The following is a 19,801-nucleotide window of genomic DNA, read 5'->3' as shown; positions in this document are numbered from 1 at the left end:
GACGGCTCAGATCAGGCCGGCGTCGGCGAGCTTCTCTTCGAGCCCGGCCAGGTCCGGAATCCGCGCGGTTTCGCCGCCGATGTCCACCGCCGCCAGTTCCAGCGCCGCCAGCGGCGCGGCGGTGCTCGCGAGATTGGCGTCCAGCCGCACCGAGCGCGGAATGCCCTGCACCAGCAGGGCGAGGAATTTCACATGGGGTCGTCCGCCGAGGGCGTTGATGACCACCACCCGCGCGCTGCTGCCGAGTACCGGCTGCTGTTCGCCGCTGGAGGCCGCCTCGAAGGACAGCAGCGGCAGGCGCAGGTCGCGCCAGGCCACCTGGCCCAGGTACCACTGCGGCACGCCGGCGGCGACCTGCGGGTTGCGATAGGCGATCAGTTCGGCCACGGCGACGTTGGGCAACAGCAGGGTGCGGTCGCTCAGCGGCAGGAGCAGCCCGGTGAGGCTGTCCGGGGTCGGGTTGGCTGGGGTGTTCCGGCTCATGCCATCCTGCTCGATCACGGCCTGGTTCATGTTTCGACTCCTGTCGGCGCGCAGCGTGCGGCCAGATGCTTGACCAATGCCTCGGCCAGTTCGCGGGGGCTGGCATTGAAACTGCTGTAACCGGCTTCGCGCAAGCTGTCCGGCATGCTCGAACAGACGCAACTGTCGGCGCGCTGGGTCCATACCTCGCCACCCTGGCGCCGCACGTAGGCGGCAGCGGCGCTGCCGTCGCTACCCATGCCGCTGAAGACGATCACCCCGCAGTCGGGCCCGAACTGCTGGGCCAGGTTGAGCATCATCTGGTCGATGGACGGGGTGTAGGGTTCCGGCCAGGGACGCTGGCTGCATTTCAGCCGCCCGTCGTGGTGGAAACCGAGTTCGTGCAGCACCGGCACCACCATGACCTCGCCGCAACGCAGCGCTTCGCCGTCGCGGACGTTCTTCACATGCCACTGGCTGTGCCGGCCGACTGCCTGCGGCAGGTTCTGCTCGAAGCTGGCGTCGATGTGCTGGGCATAGAGGAAGCCGATCGGCAGGCCGCCGGGCAAGGCGTCGAGAAATGCCTTCACCGCCGCCGGGCCGCCGAGCGAGGCCGCCAGCAGCCACACCTCGCGGGCCGCTTCGCCGGCCTGCAGCGGCATCGCCGCGAGGTCGCCGGGAATCTCCAGGCGCGGCGGACGCTCCTCGTCGAGCAATGCGCCGAGGCTGTCGCCAACGCCATCGCTGGGGTCGCCGATCAAGCGCTTCAGCTTGCCGATCAGCCGCCGCTCCCAGCGCGGGTAATGTTCGGTATGCCGCTCCGGTGCGTGGCCCTCGCCGAACAGCACCGGCGCACGGTCCTGCTCCAGCAGGCTGTCCAGCAGCGGCGAGTCGTCCTGCTGGGTCAGGTCCACCAGCCACAGGTCGGGCGCGCACTCCAGCGCGGCGTCGTCGACCCTGGCCGGGTCGGCGTTGAGCACCACCTCGTAGCCATGGCCGAGCAGCGCCTGTTGCAACACGTGGCGCTGCAACGAGGTGTCGGCGATCACCGCGACCCGTGGCGTGGCGCGCTCACTCATGCTGGCCGACCAGGGACTGGATGGCTTCGAGCAGCTCGGTTTCCTGGTAAGGCTTGCCGAGGTACTGGTTGACGCCGATGCCCAGCGCGCGCTCGCGGTGTTTCTCGCCGGTCCGCGAGGTGATCATGATGATCGGCAGGTTGCCCAGGCGCTCGTCGTGGCGCACCAGGGTGGCGACCTCGAAACCGTCCATGCGCGGCATCTCGATGTCCAGCAGGAGGATGTCCGGACGGTGCTCCTGGAGCTGGGCGATGGCGTCCACGCCGTCCTTCGCGGTCAGCACGTTCATGCCGTTGCGCTCCAGCAGGCGGGTGGTGACCTTGCGCACGGTGACCGAGTCGTCCACCACCATGACCAGCGGCGGCCGCTGCTGCTCGCTTTCGCTCGCCGCCATTTCCTGGCGCAGCGCCAGGCGTTCGCGACGGTTTTCCTGGCCGAGCAGCGCGTGCCGGGAGCGGATGGTCGCCAGCAGGTCGAGGATCACCACCACCCGGCCATCGCCGAGCAGGGTCGCCCCGGAAATCCCGGCGACCCCGGCGAACTGCGGTCCGAGGCTCTTCACCACGATCTCGCGGGAACCGGCCAGCGAGTCGACCTGCACCGCCACCGCATGCTCCGAGGAGCGCACCAGGATCACCGGCAAGGGCAGCGACTGGCCGACCAGCTTGGGTTCCTGGCCGTTGTTCAGCAGCTCGCCGAGATACTTCAGTTCGTAGGACTGCCCGGCGTATTCGAAGCTGGGCGTATCCAGCCCCGCCTCGCCGCGCTGGTCGTAGAGCGCCTCCAGTTCGTAGGGCGAAACCCGCACGATACCCTCGATGGTGTTCAGCGGCACCGCGTAGAGATCCTCGCCGGATAGCACCATCAGCGCCCGGTTCACCGACACGGTGAACGGCAGCCGCACGTTGAAGCGGGTGCCCTGGCCCGGCTCGGTCTGGATGCTCACCGAGCCGCCGAGCTGCTTGACCTCGGAGTTGGCCACGTCGAGGCCGACGCCGCGCCCGGAGATCTGGGTGACCTTTTCGGCGGTGGAGAAACCGGACTCGAGCACGAACTGCAGCACTTCACGATCGCTGAGGTCGCTGTCGGAGCTCATCAGGCCACGCTCGATGGCCTTGCGCCGTACCGCGTCGAGGCGGATGCCGGCACCGTCGTCGGAGAGGGTGAGGAGGATGTCGCCGCCCTCGCGGCCGATGTTCAGGCGGATCGTACCGTGCTCCGGCTTGCCCGCCGCGCGGCGCGTCTCGCCGGACTCGATGCCGTGGTCCACGGCGTTGCGCAGCATGTGCTCCAGCGGTGCGACGATGCGTTCGAGAACGGTACGATCCATCTCGCCGTCGGCGTTGCCGACCACGAACTCGACCTGCTTGCCGAGTTCGCCGGCCACCTGCCGGACGATCCGCCGCAAACGCGGTACCAGCCGATCGAACGGCACCATGCGGGTGCGCATCAGGCCTTCCTGGAGTTCGGTGTTGACCCGCGCCTGTTGCAGCAGCAGGGTCTCCGCGTCGCGGTTCTTCGCCGCCAGGGTTTCCTTCAGGTCGAGAAGGTCGGAGGCCGATTCGAAGAGTGCGCGCGAGAGCTGCTGCAACTGCGAATAGCGGTCCATTTCCAGCGGGTCGAATTCTTCGTAGCCGGCGCGTTCGGCATCGGCCTGGTGACGCGAGAGGATCTGCGCCTGGGTCTCGGTGTCGAGGCGGCGCAACTGGTCGCGCACCCGCTCGATGGTGGACTCCATCTCGCCGAGGGTGAAGCCGACGTCGCTCACCTGCTGCTCGACCCGGCCGCGGAAGATCGAGGTCTCGCCCGCCAGGTTGACCAGGTTCTCCAGCAGTTCCGCCGGCACCTTCACCAGTTCCTGCGGGGCACGCCGGGAAGCGGCCTCCTGGGCCGCCTCCTGGGCCTTGCGCACGAACGGCAGGGTGGTGGCCGGGGCAGCCGGAGGCGCCGCCTCGGCCGCCATGATCGCGCCGGCCGCCGGGGCCAGGCGGGTCAGCTCGGCCAGCGCGGAGGCCACCGCGCGGTCGGTATCGTCGGCCTGGACCAGCGCCTGGGCGGGCTCGGGCCGTTCACCGGCCTCGTCGTCCTCGGCCAGCCGCTCGCGCAACAGGTCGACCTGCCGCTGCAGGCCTTCCAGCCCCGACTGCGCATCCAGCAGCAGGCTGTCCGGCCACGGCGCGCCCTGTTGCTGCGCATCGGTGAGATGCTGCTCGAGGTCGTGGGCCAGGTTGCCCAGCTCGGTCTGCCCGGCCAGGCGCGCGCCGCCCTTGAGGGTGTGCAGGATCCGCAGCAGGTCGTCCAGCGGCTGGGCGTCGCCGTTGCCGCCGTCCCAGCGGCCGAGCGCCAGTTCGAGGTTCTCCAGCAGGTCGTCGGCTTCCTCGAGGAAGATGTCGAGGATCTCGCTCTCGTCGGCCGCCGCACCCTTCGCCGCCAGCGGCTTGAGGCTGACGCTGGTGGGTACGCTCAGTTGCTCGTCGGGATCGCTGCGCAGGCGCCTGATCTCCGCGATCAGCGCCTGCCCGTCGGGCAGCGTGCGATGGCCACGCACCGCCTCGAGCATCTCGGCCAGCTCGTCGTGGCAGCGCTGCAGCAGGCCGAACAAGGCCGGGCTGGCGCGCAGGCGTCCGCCGCAGAGGCCTTCGTAGAGGAATTCAAGCTCATGGGCGAGGTCGCCGATCTCGCCGATCTCGGCCATCCGCGCACCGCCCTTGAGGGTATGCAGGTCGCGCTGCAAGGCTTCCAGTTCGATGGTGTTGTCGACGTCGTCGATCCAGCGCTGCAACGCGGCGGCAGCGCTGTCGAGGATATCGAAGCCTTCCTCGAGGAAGATCTCCACCAGTTCGGGATCGCGCTCTTCGAACGCCTCCGCAGCGGGCGGCTGCGTCGCGGCAGGCGCGGCGGGCACCTCGACGGCCGGTGCAACGAGTTCCTCGACGGGGCTTTCCGCCTCGCCCGGTGTCGCGGCCTCGGCCAGAGGGCCCTGGCGGAACCGGCGGATCGCCTGGATAAGGTCGTGCGGGTCGGCCAGGGGCTGGCCGGCGCTCAACTGGTCGAGCTGTTCGGCCAGGCGGTCGTGACAGGCTTGCAGCAATCCGGCCAGTTGCGGGGAGTGCTGGTAACGGCGGTCGACCAGTCCTTCGTAGAGGGCCTCCAGCTCGTGGGCCAGGTCGCCGATCTCGGCGATCTCGGCCATTCGTGCGCCGCCCTTGAGGGTGTGCAGGTCGCGCTGCAGGGCGCTGAGCGAAGACAGCGCGCCCGGCTCGGCCTGCCATTGGGCCAGTGCCTGGCCGGCGCTTTCGAGGATGTCCACCGCCTCTTCGAGGAAGATCGACACCATTTCCTCGTCCAGCTCGCGGCCGGGAGCCGGTGCAGGCGCTGCCGGTACGGTCTCCTCGGCAGGCGTCCCGGCCTCTTCGAAGACCGCCTCGGGGAGGGCCAGCTCTTCGTCTTCCGGGGGGAAATCGTCGGCGCCGAGGCTCTCCGGGTCGATGAACGGAACGGCCTCGGCGGCGGGCGCTTCCAACAGTTCCTGCAGGGCCGCGACCCGCTCCGGACGCGGCGTGACCTGCAGGCCGGCGGCGACCTGGTCCATCATCCCGATCAGCGCCTCATGGGCCTGGCGGGCTTCCTCGAAGAACGCCGGGCTGACCGCCAGGCGGCCTTCCTCGACGGCATCGTAGAGCGCCAGCAAGGCCTGGCAGAGTTCTTCCACCTGCGGCAGCTCGGCATGCCGGGCGCCCTGGTCCAGAGCGCTGAGTTCCTCGCGCAGCGCGCTCAGCTCCTGGCGCTCCTGCGGATGCTCGTGCCAGCGCTCGAGCAAGTCCTCGGCGTCCAGCAGGATGTCCATGCCTTCGACGAGGAACGCCTCGATCAGCAACGGATCGCGGCGCTCGCCGGCATCGCTGTAGCGCTCGGCCTCGAGCGAGGCGATGCGCTCCTGGTGCAGTGCCTCGATACGCTCCAGCAGCGCATCGCTGCCGGGGATCGGGTTCAACGGCCGGTGCGCACCGACCTGTTCCAGGCCGATGCGGAACAGTTGCTCGGCGTCGTGCAGCAACTCGGCTTCGCGCAGGTCGAAGGCGAGCAGGTTGGACTTGTATTCCTTGACCAGTTTTTCCAGCGGCGTGGCGATCTCCGCGATCGGCAGGATGCCGGCCATGTGCGCGCTGCCCTTGAGGGTATGCAGGGCACGCTGCAAGGCATCGGTGACCGGCTGCGGCAGTTCGCGGGCGCAGTCGGCGAGGAAGCCGACCAGGGCCTCGAGATGGGTCTCCGCCTCGTTGGTGAAGATCTCCAGCAGTTGCGGATCGAGCAGTTCGACGTCGCTCTGCGCCTCGGCAGCGGCCTGCGGCGCGTCGGCCAATGGCGGCGCCTGGACGCCGTTCTCCAGGCTCGGCGGCTGCTCCGCCCCGGCCTCCGGCGGTACTCCGCCGTCGTCCGGCGCCGGCGGTTCCGGCAGCGGCTCGCCCTTGGCCAGGGCATGCGCGGTGGCCGCCAGCAGGTCGACATCGTCGCGCTGGCGCTGGGCATTGGCGGCGAACTCCTCGACCAGCTCCGGCAACAGGGCCACGACCTGGTCCACCACTCGCTGCACCGGCTCGCTGGCGGCGATGCTGCGATCGAGCACGCGGTTGAACAGGTTCTCTATCGACCAGGCCAGTTCGCCGATCACCAGGGCACGGACCATCCGTCCGCTGCCCTTGAGGGTATGGAAGGCACGGCGTACCTCGGTCAGCGCGTCGCGGTCGTCGTGGTCGGCTTTCCAGGCCGGCAGGTAGCGGCCGATGGTCTCCAGGACCTCGCCGGCCTCCTCGATGAAGACCTCGCGCAGTTCCTCGTCCACCGGCTCCTCGTCGGCCGGCGGCGGCAGCAGGCTGACCGGAACGTTCTGCGCCGGCGGGTTGATCGGCTGCACCGGCGCAGCCATCACCTCGGCCAGAGACAGGGCCGGCGCTGCGCTGGCGAGCGCCTCGGCGGCAGGCGGCGCCTCGGCCTCGGGCAATTGCACCTCGGGGAGATCGAGGTCGGAAAGATCCAGTTCCTCCAGGCTCGAGCCCTCCCAGGCGGACACCTCGCCCTCCACCTCCGGCAAGGCTACATCCAGCGGCAGCGGATCGAGCGCATCGAGAACCAGCTCCTGTTCAGCGGAGCCGTCGAAAGGCTCCAGCGCCGGCAACGGCTCGAGGCTTTCCAGCGGTGCGTCGAAGGACAGCGCCGGCTCCTCCAGGCTCAGATCCAACGTCTCGTCGGCCTGCGCCGGCTGCGCCAGGTCATCGCCGAGCCCCCACTGCTCCGGCAGCGACCAGTCCGCCAGGGCCGCCGGCCCGGAGGCCGGGGCCGCATCGGCGGGCAGGTCGAGGCCGGAGAGATCGATCTCGTCGAGGCTGAAATCGTCCAAGCTGCGGGCAGGCGCCGGGGTCGACTGCGGCTGGCCGCTCTCCTCGACCACCTCCGGCAACGCCGGCGGCACTTCGGCGGAATCGTCCAGCGGCAGGTCCAGGGCCAGGTCGAGGGACGGCTCGCCGGCGTCGGGCGCGACTTCGCCAAGGGTCCAGTTGTCGTCGCTGGCCAGCAGCGGGGCATCTTCCCTCGCCGCCTCGGCAGGAGCCGTGTCGGCGGGCGGTTGCTCCGCTGTCTCGGCGACCTCGACGACCGCCTCCGGCCTCACCGGCTCGGCAGCCGGGGACTCGATGGCAGCGGGCCCGGACAGGCCGGGCTCGGCCGGGGCCGACGAATTCGGTTTCAGCGTATAGCCGAGGTTCGCCAGGCTGTCCTCGGCGACGTCGAGGATCAGGTCGCTCTGGCTGGCATGGTCCTCGCTCAGGCGCTCCAGGTAATACTCGACGCTGGTGATGGCATCGGCCAGGGTATCCAGGCTCTGCCAGTCCGGCACCGCCTTGCGCGCCAGCAGCTGTTCCTGGATATAGCGGTTGCAGGTTTCCAGCAGGGTCGCGGCGCGCTCCAGCGGGATCATCGCCAGGCCGCCGCGGACTTGGGTCAGCAGCTCCGGCACGCGGGCCAGGTGCTCGTGGTTCCACTGCGAGGCGATGAACTCGATGATCGCGTCCTTGGCCTGCTCCAGACCGTTGCGCGCTTCCTTGATCACCAACTGGTGGATTTGCGCCACATCGGTGGTGGGCAGGCGGCTTTCCTCGCTGTTGCGCTCGTCGCCGGGACCGGCCATGCCGGCCAGGGTGGCCTCGACGTAGAGCAACGCGCCGGCGACGTCCATCAGGATCGCGTCGCTCGGCTCGCGGCGGCCCTGGGCCAGGGCGTGGATGACGTCCAACTGGTCGAGGATTACCTTGCGCGGTTGGCCGAAGCCGAGTACCGCCAGGGTATCGGCGATCTGCTTGAGCGGCGCCAGGAGGGCGTCCAGTTCCGAGGGGTGGCCACGGTCGCTGCGCACGAACAGGTCGAGGCTGTCCTTGATCCGCACCAGTTCCTCGCACAACGCACCGACCACCGAACGCATCGCGTCGCGGTCGGGTCCGGCGAGGCGGGCGCGCTCGGCATCCACCGTCTCGTGGTCGGGCAGCGCCTCGTCGAGGCGGTACTGTTCCTTCAGTGCGCGGATTCGCGGCGACTGCGAAGGCGCCTTGGCCACGTAGAACAGCAGGTTCTTCACCAGCTCGTCCGGCGCGGCCTGGTTCAGGCCGTCGGCGCCCTGCTCGACCAGGCGCTTGAGTTCGCGGTCGAGCTGGCGCAGCAGGGTGCGCACCGAGGCGCTGTTGACCACGCTACCGTTGGCCAGGCCCTCGACCAGGCCGGAAGCGATGCTCCACAGCGGCCCCAGCGGTGCCTCGCGGCACAGGCCCTCCAGGCGCGCATAGACACGCGCCAGGTAGCCGAGGCTGGTCGCCACGTCCTGGTTGCGCAGCAGGCCGACCAGGGCCATCTGCTGGGTCTGGCGCAGCTTGCGCAGCAAGCCGCCGAGTTCGTCGGTGCGCAGTTGCGCGATGGCCTCGCCGTCCAGTTGCGGCTGGCGCTGCGACAGGTCGGGCGCGAACAGGCTGGTTTCCGAGAGCAGCTTCTCGCCGCGCGCGGCGCGCAGGTCGTTGAGCAGCGGCAGGACCACCATCGGCAGGTCGCGCCGGGCGGTCTGGATCCGGTCGAGGTAGACCGGCAGTTGCAGGATCGCCTGCATCAGCACTTCCAGGGCCTCGCCCTGGTTCGGCACGCGACCGTCCAGCAAGGCCTGGACCAACTGCTCCATTTCCTCGGCGAGCAGGGCCGCGCCGTAGAACTCGACCATCTGCAGGGTGCCCTGCACCTGGTGCACGTAGGTCAGGCAGAACCGCATGCGGGTCGGGTCCTGCGGGTTCTCGACGAACGCTTCCAGCGCCTGGCGCGCCTGTTTCAGGGTTTCGGCGATCTCGCCTTTCACCCATTCCAGAGCGACGTAGTCGTGCCGGTCACCCATAGCCACTCCATTCATGTGCCTGAGTACCCCTTACGGGTAAAGGCCAGGACCCGCTCGTCGGCGACCGGCTCGAGCTCCGGATGGCTCCAGTCGACCACTTCGCCGACCCCGATCACCAGCAAGCCTCCCGGCGCCAGCCGTTCGGCCAACCGGTTGAGGATCTCGCGCCGTCGCCAGCGACGGAAGTAGATCAGCAGGTTCTGACAAAAAATCACGTCCATGCCGGACCAGGGCGCCTTCGCCAGGTCCAGCACATTCAGCCGGGCGCAGCAGACGCGCTCGGTCAGTATCGTTTTCACGCTGAAGCTGCCGTCGGCCTGGCGTTCGCAATAGCGTTCGACCAGTCCGGCCTCCAGTTGCTCCAGCTTGCGGGCCGGATAGTTCGCCTGCCGCGCCCGCTGCAGGGCGTGAAGGCTGATATCCGTCCCGGTGACGCCGAAAAAATCTTCCCGTTCCTGCCCGCGCAACGCCTGCGCGGCGCACATCGCCAGCGAGTAGGGTTCCTCGCCGCTGGAGCAGCCGACGCTCCACAGGGCCCAGGGCCGCGGCATGCCTTCGCGGCGCAGGCGCTCGCCCAGGTAGCGCTCGAGCAGCTCGAAAGACGGGGGATGACGGAAAAAACGGGTTTCCTGGACGGTCAGGCGGTCCAGCAGGGTCGCCCACTCCACTGCGCCACGCGGACCGTCGGTCACTTGGCGGTAGTAGCTGTGGTAGTCGCCGATGCCCAGTTCACGCATGCGCGCGGTCAGGCTGGCCTGCAGGAACGTCCGGCGCTGCTCGTTGAGCACCACGCCGGTGCGGTTCTCCAACAGGACCTGCCAGTCGCGGAACTCCGCTGCCGACATATCGGCCAGCGGCTGCAGTGACCAGACGCCGTTCGCCTGCATGCCGTGCCCCTCGTCCAAGGTGTCGACGCGGCGCCCGCCAGGCGGCCGCCGCGCCTATGCTCAGGCCTGCTCCACGCCCTCCGGCAGTTTGAAGCCGGATACCGAGTTGCGCATCTCGCTCGCCATCTTCGCCAGGTTGCCGATGCTCCGCGCGGTGGCGGTGGTACCGGCGGAGGTCTGCGAGGTGATCTCCTGAATGACGTTCATGGTGTTGGAAATGTGGCCGGCCGACGATGCCTGCTGACGGGCGGCGTTGGAGATGTTCTGGATCAGTGCCGCGAGGGTCTTGGATACCTTCTCGATCTCCTCCAGGGCCACACCGGCGTCCTGGGCCAGGCGCGCGCCGCGGACCACCTCGGAGGTGGTCTGCTCCATCGAGATCACCGCTTCGTTGGTGTCGGTCTGGATGGTCTTCACCAGCGCCTCGATCTGCTTGGTCGCCGCCGAGGAACGTTCCGCCAGTCGCTGTACCTCGTCCGCTACCACGGCGAAGCCGCGGCCCGCGTCCCCAGCCATCGACGCCTGGATCGCGGCGTTCAGGGCGAGGATGTTGGTCTGGTCGGCGATGTCGTTGATCAGGCTGACGATGTCGCCGATCTCCTGGGACGATTCGCCGAGGCGCTTGATTCGCTTCGAGGTGTCCTGGATCTGCTCGCGGATGTTGTCCATGCCGGTGATGGTGTTGTGCACCACCTCGTTGCCCTTGTTGGCAATGGCTACCGAACGTTCCGCTACCGCCGAGGATTCCGAGGCGTTCGCCGATACCTGGTCGATCGACACCGCCATTTCGTTGATCGCCGCCGAGGCGCCGGCGATTTCCTGCGCCTGGTGCTCGGAGGCTTCGGCCAGGTGCATCGCGGTGGACTGGGTTTCCTGGGCCGCTGCGGCCACCTGCACGGCGGTCTGGTTGATGGTCTCCACCAGTTCGCGGAGCTGGTCGATGGAGTAGTTGATCGAGTCGGCGATGGCGCCGGTGAAGTCCTCGGTCACGGTCGCGGCCACGGTCAGGTCGCCGTCCGCGAGGTCGGCGATCTCGTCGAGCAGACGCAGGATCGCGGCCTGGTTGCGGTCGTTCTTCTCAGCGGTCTCGGCCAGCCGGCGGTTGGTCTCGCGCACCATCACCAGGCCGATCAGGATGATCGAGGCCAGGGCCAGGGCGCCGAGGACGTAACCGGCGAACAGGTTGATGCTACGCCCGCCGGCCAGGTTCTCGAAGCCGTCGGCCAGTTGCGAGGCTTTGTCCAGCAGGGTCTGCGAAACGCTGAAGATGTTGTTCGCCGCTTCCCGGACCTGGAACAGGTCGGGCGAGGTCTCGAGGATCTCGTCCACCGAACCGGAGACGAACTCGAAGAGTTCGGCGATCTCGTTCAGGCGATCCACCGCCTCGGCGTTGGTCACCTTGGAGATGCTCATCGCCGCGTTGCCTTCCTGCATGCCCTTCAGTACGCGGCCGAACAGGCTGGCGTCGCGGCCGAAGCTGTCGGCGGCCTGCACCGAGTTCTCGTCGCCGGCCAGCACCTTGTTCACCGAGCCGAGGATACGTTCGGCGAGCAGCGACTGGCGCTGGGCGACCGCGACCTGGTCGGCCGGGGCACCGTTCTCCAGCAGGATGTCGACCACCTCTTCGTATTCCACCTGCAGCTGCGGGATGGTTTCGGCGAGGGTCGAGGCCACCTGGTGCAGGGACAGTACGGTCTGTTCGCTGGCGAGGATGGAGTCGGCGTTCTTGCGCAGGCCGTCCCAGTCCTGCTGCACCACGTCCATCTGCGGCTTCACCGCTTCGGGGCTGGGCGGCAGGGATGTGCTCTCGTCGCCGTTGACCAGGATGTTCCAGCGTTTCTCGAAGTCGTTGCGCGCATCCTTCAGGAGCTTGAACGCCTCGCCCTTGCCCGCCGCCGCTTCGGTGGCGTTCTTCGCGATCCGCTGCGACAGGACGCGCAGTTCGCCGGCATGGCCGATGTACTGCTTGTCATGGTTCGACTGGGTGTTGAGGTAGGCAAAGTTGGCGAACAGCAACACGATCGAGACGATGAGGACGATGAACAGCCCCGCGATCACCGAGCTGCTGCGCATGCCCGCGAAAAGATTGCCTGCGTTGATTTTCTTCATATTTGGCCCCCGCCCGGACCGACCACGATTACGATTTCCATGTCACGACACGGGCCGGCAGACCGGCCCAACCGGTGAAGCTGTTTATACGGCGACGTCGAGGAAGCCCTGGTGTTGCGCCAGCGCATGCGGGCTGAACACCAGCCACGGCTGCTCTCGATGGAAGACGCCATGAATGAAGGGTTGCAGTGCCGCTTCTAGTGGCGGCAGCTGTTCGCTGAAGGTGTCCACCGGGAAGTGCTGCATGCCGAACACCTCATCGACGATGAGGCCGGCGAACACGTCCAGGTGCTCCACCACCAGCACCCGCCGCTGCTTGCGCAAGGGCGACAGTTCGGTGCCGAGGAAACCGCAGAGGTCCATGATCGGCAGCAGGCGGCCACGTACGTTGGCCACCCCCTTGACCCAGGTCTTCACGCCCGGCAGCTGGGTGTAGCGCGGTTCGTGCAGGACTTCGCCGACCTCCCCCATGGGGGCGACGAAGAACCGCCCGCCCATGCGGAAGCCGATCCCGCTCCAGCTCTGCACCGCCTCCTGCTGGGCCGGCAGGCCGGCGGCCAGGCGTCGGCAGCGCTGATCGATGTCGACGAGGAGCTGGAAGGGGGTCTGAACGTCCGACATGCGGGGCCTGGTCTTTCCGGGGTCAGGGTGAGCGATGCGCTGCGACGGGCTCAGCCCGCCAGCACCGCATTGATGGTTTTCAGCAGGGTCTCTTCGTCCACCGGCTTGGTCAGGTAGTCGCGAGCGCCCTGGCGCTTGCCCCAGACCTTGTCGGTCTCCTGGTCCTTGGTGGTGACGATGATCACCGGGATGGCGCTGGTCTCGGCGTCCTTGGTCAATTGACGGGTCGCCTGGAAGCCGTTGAGGCCGGGCATGACGATGTCCATCAGGACCACGTCGGGCTTTTCCTGGCGGGCCAGGGCGACGCCGTCGCCGCCGTTCTCGGCCTTGAGTACCTGGTGACCATGCTTTTCCAGCATGGCGGTCAGCTTGTACATCTCGGTCGGAGAGTCATCAACAATCAAAATACGAGCCATGGGATCCCCATCACGAAATAAGCATCAACGGCCATGCGGCCGGATATCAGGAAACGGCGTCCACCGGGGTGAAGCTGGGTACGTGTGCCTTGATCGCGCCCAGCAGCTCTTCCTTGCTGAACGGCTTGGTGAGGTACTGGTCGGAGCCGACGATGCGCCCCTTGGCCTTGTCGAACAGGCCGTCCTTGGAGGACAGCATGATCACCGGGGTGGACTTGAACGCGCTGTTGTTCTTGATCAGGGCGCAGGTCTGATAGCCATCCAGGCGCGGCATCATGATGTCGACGAAAATGATGTTCGGATGGGTATCGGCGATCTTCGCCAGGGCATCGAAGCCGTCGATTGCCGTGATCACGTCGCAACCGACCTTTTTCAGCAGTGTTTCGGCGGTGCGACGAATCGTTTTCGAATCGTCGATCACCATCACTTTCAAACCGTCGGATTGCTGTTCCATGTTCGCCCTATATCGACTCGGTGAATCATTCTTCTGTGTTTTCTTCAGTGCGCTAACGCCCTGTCACCGACGGGCTGCGACCCAATCGCGGGCCTTTTTAGCACACTCGACGCAACTCTATCCATAATGCCCGGAACAGGCCGGCTTTTTCCTTGACCAAGCGCAAACGGGGCGCCAACCTGAGCGTCAAACCCGCTTGCCACGCGGCCTCCCCGCCGCGACCGGACAACCCACCCCCTTTCGGAGGAATTCCCATGAGCGTACGCCTCGGGATCGTCATGGACCCCATCGCGCGCATCAACTTCAAGAAGGACAGCTCGCTCGCCATGCTGCTGGCTGCCCAGGCCCGCGGCTGGTCGCTGTTCTACATGGAACAGCAGGACCTCTACCAGAAGGCCGGCGTCGCGCGTGGACGCATGCGCCCGCTGAAGGTCTTCAACGATGCCTCCCGCTGGTTCGAACTGGAAGCGGAAAGCGACCAACCGCTGCACGAACTGGACGTGATCCTGATGCGCAAGGACCCGCCCTTCGATAACGAATTCGTCTATTCGACCTACCTGCTGGAACAGGCCGAGCGTGCCGGCGCCCTGGTGGTGAACCGGCCGCAGAGCCTGCGCGACTGCAACGAGAAGTTCTTCGCCACGCAGTTCACCCAGTGCACTCCGCCGACGATGGTCAGCCGGCGATCCGATATTCTGCGCGAGTTTGCCGCCGAGCATCGTGACATCATTCTCAAACCCCTGGACGGAATGGGCGGTTCGTCGATATTTCGTCACCGCGAAGGCGACCCGAACCTCTCGGTGATCCTCGAGACCCTCACCCAGCATGGCAGCCAGCAGATCATGGCGCAGCGCTATCTGCCGGAAATCAAGGACGGCGACAAACGCATCCTGATGATCGACGGCGAACCGGTGCCCTACTGCCTGGCGCGCATCCCCGCCCAGGGCGAGACCCGCGGCAACCTCGCCGCCGGCGGCCGCGGCGTGGCCCAGCCGCTGAGCGAGCGCGACCGCTGGATCGCCGCCGAGGTCGGCCCGTACCTGCGCGAGCGCGGCCTGCTGTTCGTCGGCCTCGACGTGATCGGCGATTATCTGACGGAAATCAATGTCACCAGCCCGACCTGCATCCGCGAGATCGACCAGGCCTTCGACACCCGAATCGGCGACAAGCTGATGGACGCCATCGCCGCCCAGCTGGCTGCCCGCTGAATCGCGCGGGCGGGCCTCGGTCCGCCCGCCTCGGCCCGGCCGATGCGCCACGGCGAGCGACCGCGTGTCCAAGGCGCGGAGTGCGTCATAGACTTTTCCGCCCCCCATCGGCAGACTTCGCCCCACGCCAGCCACCACGATCCGCAATGAACGCCGCCGTCCTCAAGTCCCCCTCCGCCGCTGCCGGCGTCCGCCCGGCGGACCGTTTGGGCTTCACCCTGTTCATCGCAGCCATCCTGCACGTCGCCTTCATCCTCGGGGTGGGCTTCTCCATGCCCGCGCCGAGCCAGATCAGCAAGACCCTGGAAATCACCCTGGCCACCTTCAAGAGCGACAAGGCGCCGGAGAAGGCCGACTACCTCGCGCAGATGAACCAGCAGGGCAGCGGAACCCTGGAGCACAAGGCCGCGCCGAAGACCACCGAGGTCGCGCCGTTCCAGGACAACCAGGTGAAGAAAGTCGCGCCGCCGGCTACGCCGAAGCAGGCCAGGAGCGAAGAGGCGCCCAAGGCCGCGGTGACCACCACCCGCCAGCGCCAGCAGAAGGCACCGAGCAAGACCCAGGCACAGAAGGCCGAGCAGGTCGCCAAGCCGGCGCCGCATTTCGACTCAACCCAGCTGTCGGCGGAAATCGCCAGCCTCGAGGCCGACCTGGCCAAGGAGCAGCAGGCCTACGCCAAGCGCCCGCGCATCCACCGCCTGAGCGCCGCCTCGACCATGCGCGACAAGGGCGCCTGGTACAAGGAAGACTGGCGCAAGAAGATCGAACGCATCGGCAACCTCAACTACCCCGACGAGGCCCGCCGGCAGAAGCTCTACGGCAGCCTGCGGCTGCTGGTGTCGATCAACCGCGACGGCACCATCTACGAGGTGCAGGTGCTGGAGTCTTCCGGCGAGCCGATCCTCGACCAGGCCGCCCAGCGCATCGTCCGCCTGGCCGCGCCCTATGCGCCGTTCAGCGGCGACCTGGCCGACATCGACCGGCTGGAGATCATCCGTACCTGGCGCTTCGAACGCGGCGACCGGCTGTCCAGCAAGTAGCGCCGGCAAGGCTGGCTTTCTCGCGTCCGAAGCAGGACACTAGCGGCCATGAAACAGAGCAGCCCAACCTACCTCAAGCATCATTTCCTGATCGCCATGCCGCACATGGCCGACCCCAATTTCGCCCAGACCGTGACCTACCTGGTCGAACACAACGAGCAGGGCGCCATGGGCCTGGTGATCAACCGTCCCAGCGGCCTCAACCTGGCGGAAGTCCTCGAACAGCTCAAGCCGGACGCCCTGCCGCCGGCGCGCTGCCAGCACATCGACATCTACAACGGCGGCCCGGTGCAGACCGACCGCGGCTTCGTCCTCCATCCCAGCGGCCTGAGCTACCAGTCGACCCTGGAACTGGGCGAGCTGGCGATGTCCACCTCGCAGGACGTGCTGTTCGCCATCGCCGCCGGCACCGGCCCGGAAAAGAGCCTGATCAGCCTCGGCTATGCCGGCTGGGAAGCCGGCCAGCTGGAGGCCGAGCTGAGCGACAACGCCTGGCTGACCTGCCCGGCGGACCCGGCGATCCTCTTCGACCTGCCGGCCGAGGAGCGCCTCAGCGCCGCCGCCGCGCGCCTGGGCGTCAACCTCAGCCTGCTCACCGCCCAGGCCGGTCACGCCTGATGGCCAGCGACAAGCCGCTGCGCCTGCTGCTGGGCTTCGACTACGGCACCCGGCAGATCGGCGTCGCCGTCGGCCAGGCGGTGACCGGCCAGGCCCGCGAGCTGTGCGTATTGAAGGCGCAGAACGGCGTGCCGGACTGGAACCGGGTGGAAGCGCTGATCAAGGAATGGCAGCCGGACGCCATCGTCGTCGGCCTGCCGCTGAACATGGACGGCAGCCCAAGCGAGATGAGCGAGCGCGCGGAAAAGTTCGGCCGCCGCCTCAACGGCCGTTTCAACCTGCCGGTCTTTACCCACGACGAACGCCTCACGACCTATGCCGCCAAGGGCGAGCGCCTGGCCCAGGGCCAGCGCGACGGCTACCGCGAGCGACCGGTGGACGCCCTGGCCGCCGCCCTGCTGCTGGAAGGCTGGCTGGCCGAACACCCGGATTGACCCATGGCAGCCGGCACGCCGCCGGTTGCCATTATGCTTTCGCCACCGCGGGCGCCTCCCTACAGCGGGCTCTCCCGGCGGCCATCCCATCGATGTCAGCGAGGAGCCACCATGAGCCTACCCAATCCCGCCGAACTCCTGCCGCGCATGGCCAGCGACCTGCGCGCCCATCTCGCCGAGCGCGGCATCGAGCGGCCGCGCTTCGTCGGCATCCATACCGGCGGCATCTGGGTCGCCGAGGCGCTGCTGAGGGAACTGGGCAACCAAGAGCCGCTGGGCACCCTCGACGTCTCCTTCTACCGCGACGACTTCACCCAGAACGGCCTGCATCCGCAGGTCCGCCCGTCGGCGCTGCCGTTCGAGATCGACGGCCAGCACCTGGTACTGGTGGACGACGTGCTGATGAGCGGCCGCACCATCCGCGCCGCGCTCAACGAACTGTTCGACTACGGCCGTCCGGCCAGCGTGACCCTGGTCTGCCTGCTCGACCTGAACGCCCGGGAGTTGCCTATCCGCCCCGACGTGGTCGGCCAGACCCTGTCCCTGGGTCGCGATGAACGGGTAAAATTGGTCGGTCCCGCACCGCTCGCCCTCGAGCGCAAGGTCCTTTCCTCCGCTTCCTGATCCTCTTCACTAGGGCCTGCCCCATGCCGACAGACGCCAAGCGCCCGCTGCAGCTCAACGACCAGGGCCAGCTGCGCCACTTCATCTCGCTCGACGGATTGCCCCGCGAGCTGCTCACCGAAATCCTCGATACCGCCGATTCCTTCCTGGAGGTCGGCGCCCGCGCGGTGAAAAAGGTCCCGCTGCTGCGCGGCAAGACCGTCTGCAACGTGTTCTTCGAGAACTCCACGCGCACCCGCACCACCTTCGAGCTGGCCGCCCAGCGGCTGTCGGCCGACGTGATCAGCCTGAACGTATCCACCTCTTCCACCAGCAAGGGCGAGACGCTCACCGACACCCTGCGCAACCTGGAGGCGATGGCCGCCGACATGTTCGTGGTGCGCCACAGCGACTCGGGCGCGGCGCACTTCATCGCCGAGCACGTCAGCCCCAACGTGGCGGTGATCAACGGCGGCGACGGCCGCCACGCGCACCCCACCCAGGGGATGCTCGACATGCTGACCATCCGCCGGCACAAAGGGAACTTCGAGCAGCTATCGGTGGCGATCGTCGGCGATATCCTGCATTCGCGAGTAGCCCGTTCGAACATGCTGGCGCTCAAGACCCTGGGTTGCCCGGACATCCGCGTGATCGCCCCGCGCACCCTGTTGCCGATCGGACTGGAAGAGCAGTACGGCGTGCGCGTGTTCACCAACGCCGACGAAGGCCTGAAGGACGTCGACGTGGTGATCATGCTGCGCCTGCAACGCGAGCGCATGCAGGGTGGCCTGCTACCCAGCGAGGGCGAGTTCTTCAAGCTCTACGGCCTGACCGAGAAGCGCCTGAAGCTGGCCAAGCCGGATGCCATCGTCATGCACCCTGGCCCGATCAACCGTGGCGTGGAGATCGAGTCGGCGGTGGCCGACGGTGCCCAGTCGGTGATCCTCAACCAGGTCACCTACGGCATCGCCATCCGCATGGCGGTGCTGTCCATGGCCATGAGCGGCCAGAACACCCAACGCCAGCTGGAACAGGAGGACGCCGAATGACCATCAGTATCCGAGGCGCCCGCGTCATCGACCCGGCCAGCGGCCTGGACCAGGTCGGCGACCTCCACATCGAGGCTGGCAAGATCGTCGCCATCGGCGCCGCGCCGGCCGGCTTCAGCGCCCAGAAGACCCTCGACGGCGCCGGCCTGGTGGCCGCGCCGGGACTGGTCGACCTCAGCGTCGCCCTGCGCGAGCCGGGCTACGGACGCAAGGGCAACGTCGAAAGCGAGACCCGCGCCGCCGCGGCCGGCGGCACCACCAGCCTGTGCTGCCCGCCCTACACCCGGCCGGTGCTGGACACCCCGGCGGTGGCCGAGCTGATCCTCGACCGCGCCCGCGAGGCCGGCAACGCCAAGGTCTACCCCATCGGCGCGCTGACCCGCGGCTTCGGCGGCGAGCAACTGTCGGAACTGGTGGCCCTGCGCGACACCGGTTGCGTGGCCTTCACCAATGGCCTGCATGGCTTCGCCAGCAACCGCATCCTGCGGCGCGCCCTGGAGTACGCGGCGACCTTCGACCTGACGGTGATCTTCACCTCGCAGGACACCGATCTCGCCGAAGGCGGCCTCGCCCACGAAGGCCCGACCGCCAGCTTCCTCGGCCTCGCGGGGATCCCGGAAACCGCCGAGACCGTGGCCCTGGCCCGCAACCTGCTGCTGGTGGAACAGAGCGGCGTGCGCGCGCACTTCAGCCAGTTGACCAGCGCCCGCGGCATCGAACTCGTCGCCCAGGCCCAGGCCCGTGGCCTGCCGGTGACCTGCGACGTGGCGCTGTACCAGTTGATCCTCACCGACGAAGCGCTGGTGGGCTTCTCCAGCCTCTACCACGTGCAACCGCCGCTGCGCACCAAGGCCGACCGCGAAGCCCTGCGCGAGGCGGTGAAGAACGGCGTGGTACAAGCCATCGCCAGCCACCACCAACCCCACGAGGCGGACGCCAAGAACGCGCCGTTCGCCGCCACCGAGCCGGGCATCAGCGGCGCCGAGCTGCTGCTGCCGCTGGCGATGACGCTGGTGCAGGACGGCCTGCTCGACCTGCCGACCCTGCTCGCCCGCCTCTCCCACGGCCCGGCCCAGGCCCTGCGCCTGCCTGCCGGGCGCCTGGCGGTGGGCCAGGCCGCCGACCTGGTGCTGTTCGACCCGCAGGGTTCGACCCTGGCCGGTGAGAGCTGGTACTCGAAGGGGCAGAACAGCCCGTTCGTCGGTCACTGCCTGCCGGGACGAGTGCGCTACACCCTGGTGGACGGACACCTGACCCACGAGGGTTGATCCCTGCCACCATGAAAGAGCCCGCCATCCGGCGGGCTTTTTCATCTTCGCGTTCGCGATTCCGGGGGCGTATCCGTTGCCGGGGCGGGCGCCCTATCCCAGCCTCTGCCACCAACCCGCCTCAACGGCA

15 protein-coding genes are annotated in these 19,801 nt (G+C 68.0%); 7 read left to right on the top strand and 8 right to left on the bottom strand.

Going from position 1 to position 19,801, the window contains the following annotated elements:
• Nucleotides 1-6: 6 nt before the first annotated feature.
• The 8 genes from HMPREF2914_RS29440 to pilG form a co-directional block, all read right to left on the bottom strand.
• Complete coding sequence (locus tag HMPREF2914_RS29440; RefSeq protein WP_003084602.1) at nucleotides 7-513, bottom strand: chemotaxis protein CheW; 507 nt, start codon at nucleotides 511-513, stop codon at nucleotides 7-9.
• A complete protein-coding gene (locus tag HMPREF2914_RS29435; RefSeq protein ID WP_003084598.1) occupies nucleotides 510-1,541 on the bottom strand; it encodes a chemotaxis protein CheB in 1,032 nt (343 codons plus the stop codon). The genes HMPREF2914_RS29440 and HMPREF2914_RS29435 overlap by 4 nt, the downstream gene beginning before the upstream one ends.
• On the bottom strand, nucleotides 1,534-8,964 hold the full coding sequence (gene chpA, locus HMPREF2914_RS29430; RefSeq protein WP_031692036.1) for a chemotaxis signal transduction system protein ChpA: 7,431 nt from the start codon (nucleotides 8,962-8,964) through the stop codon (nucleotides 1,534-1,536). Before chpA ends, HMPREF2914_RS29435 begins: the two co-directional genes overlap by 8 nt.
• Nucleotides 8,965-8,975: 11 nt before the next feature.
• Nucleotides 8,976-9,851 (bottom strand): type 4 fimbrial methyltransferase PilK, encoded by an 876-nt coding sequence (pilK, locus tag HMPREF2914_RS29425; protein WP_003084594.1) that lies wholly within the window; start codon nucleotides 9,849-9,851, stop codon nucleotides 8,976-8,978.
• Between the two features lie 60 nt (nucleotides 9,852-9,911).
• A complete protein-coding gene (gene pilJ, locus HMPREF2914_RS29420) occupies nucleotides 9,912-11,960 on the bottom strand; it encodes a chemotaxis chemoreceptor PilJ (RefSeq protein ID WP_003084592.1) in 2,049 nt (682 codons plus the stop codon).
• Between the two features lie 84 nt (nucleotides 11,961-12,044).
• A complete protein-coding gene (locus HMPREF2914_RS29415) occupies nucleotides 12,045-12,581 on the bottom strand; it encodes a chemotaxis protein CheW (RefSeq protein ID WP_003084590.1) in 537 nt (178 codons plus the stop codon).
• A 50-nt stretch (nucleotides 12,582-12,631) separates the two neighbouring features.
• The gene (pilH, locus tag HMPREF2914_RS29410) at nucleotides 12,632-12,997 is read right to left on the bottom strand and encodes a twitching motility response regulator PilH (protein ID WP_003084587.1); all 366 of its coding nucleotides are present in this window, start codon (nucleotides 12,995-12,997) and stop codon (nucleotides 12,632-12,634) included.
• A gap of 46 nt (nucleotides 12,998-13,043) precedes the next feature.
• Nucleotides 13,044-13,451 carry a twitching motility response regulator PilG gene (gene pilG, locus HMPREF2914_RS29405; protein ID WP_003084583.1) on the bottom strand — a complete coding sequence of 136 codons (408 nt, stop codon included), beginning with the start codon at nucleotides 13,449-13,451 and terminating at the stop codon, nucleotides 13,044-13,046.
• A gap of 254 nt (nucleotides 13,452-13,705) precedes the next feature.
• Between pilG and gshB the strand changes: the two genes are divergently transcribed.
• The 7 genes from gshB (at nucleotide 13,706) to HMPREF2914_RS29370 (ending at nucleotide 19,671) form a co-directional block, all read left to right on the top strand.
• On the top strand, nucleotides 13,706-14,659 hold the full coding sequence (gene gshB, locus HMPREF2914_RS29400) for a glutathione synthase (protein WP_003110019.1): 954 nt from the start codon (nucleotides 13,706-13,708) through the stop codon (nucleotides 14,657-14,659).
• A 146-nt stretch (nucleotides 14,660-14,805) separates the two neighbouring features.
• Nucleotides 14,806-15,699, top strand: a complete 894-nt coding sequence (locus tag HMPREF2914_RS29395) for a TonB family protein (protein ID WP_003084580.1) — start codon at nucleotides 14,806-14,808, stop codon at nucleotides 15,697-15,699.
• A gap of 48 nt (nucleotides 15,700-15,747) precedes the next feature.
• On the top strand, nucleotides 15,748-16,317 hold the full coding sequence (locus HMPREF2914_RS29390; protein WP_003084577.1) for a YqgE/AlgH family protein: 570 nt from the start codon (nucleotides 15,748-15,750) through the stop codon (nucleotides 16,315-16,317).
• Nucleotides 16,317-16,751, top strand: coding sequence for a Holliday junction resolvase RuvX (gene ruvX, locus HMPREF2914_RS29385; protein WP_003084575.1), 435 nt, complete (start codon nucleotides 16,317-16,319; stop codon nucleotides 16,749-16,751). The genes HMPREF2914_RS29390 and ruvX overlap by 1 nt, the downstream gene beginning before the upstream one ends.
• Before the next feature lie 111 nt (nucleotides 16,752-16,862).
• The gene (pyrR, locus tag HMPREF2914_RS29380; protein ID WP_003084574.1) at nucleotides 16,863-17,375 is read left to right on the top strand and encodes a bifunctional pyr operon transcriptional regulator/uracil phosphoribosyltransferase PyrR; all 513 of its coding nucleotides are present in this window, start codon (nucleotides 16,863-16,865) and stop codon (nucleotides 17,373-17,375) included.
• A gap of 23 nt (nucleotides 17,376-17,398) precedes the next feature.
• Complete coding sequence (locus HMPREF2914_RS29375; RefSeq protein WP_003084569.1) at nucleotides 17,399-18,403, top strand: aspartate carbamoyltransferase catalytic subunit; 1,005 nt, start codon at nucleotides 17,399-17,401, stop codon at nucleotides 18,401-18,403.
• Complete coding sequence (locus HMPREF2914_RS29370) at nucleotides 18,400-19,671, top strand: dihydroorotase (RefSeq protein WP_004365041.1); 1,272 nt, start codon at nucleotides 18,400-18,402, stop codon at nucleotides 19,669-19,671. The genes HMPREF2914_RS29375 and HMPREF2914_RS29370 overlap by 4 nt, the downstream gene beginning before the upstream one ends.
• The last annotated feature ends 130 nt before the right edge of the window (nucleotides 19,672-19,801 follow it).

The organism is Pseudomonas sp. HMSC067G02 (assembly GCF_001813485.1).
In the GTDB taxonomy this organism is placed as follows: Bacteria; Pseudomonadota; Gammaproteobacteria; order Pseudomonadales; family Pseudomonadaceae; genus Pseudomonas; species Pseudomonas aeruginosa.
Note: the sequence above shows the minus strand (reverse complement) of the source record. Positions and strands in the feature narration are given on the sequence as shown.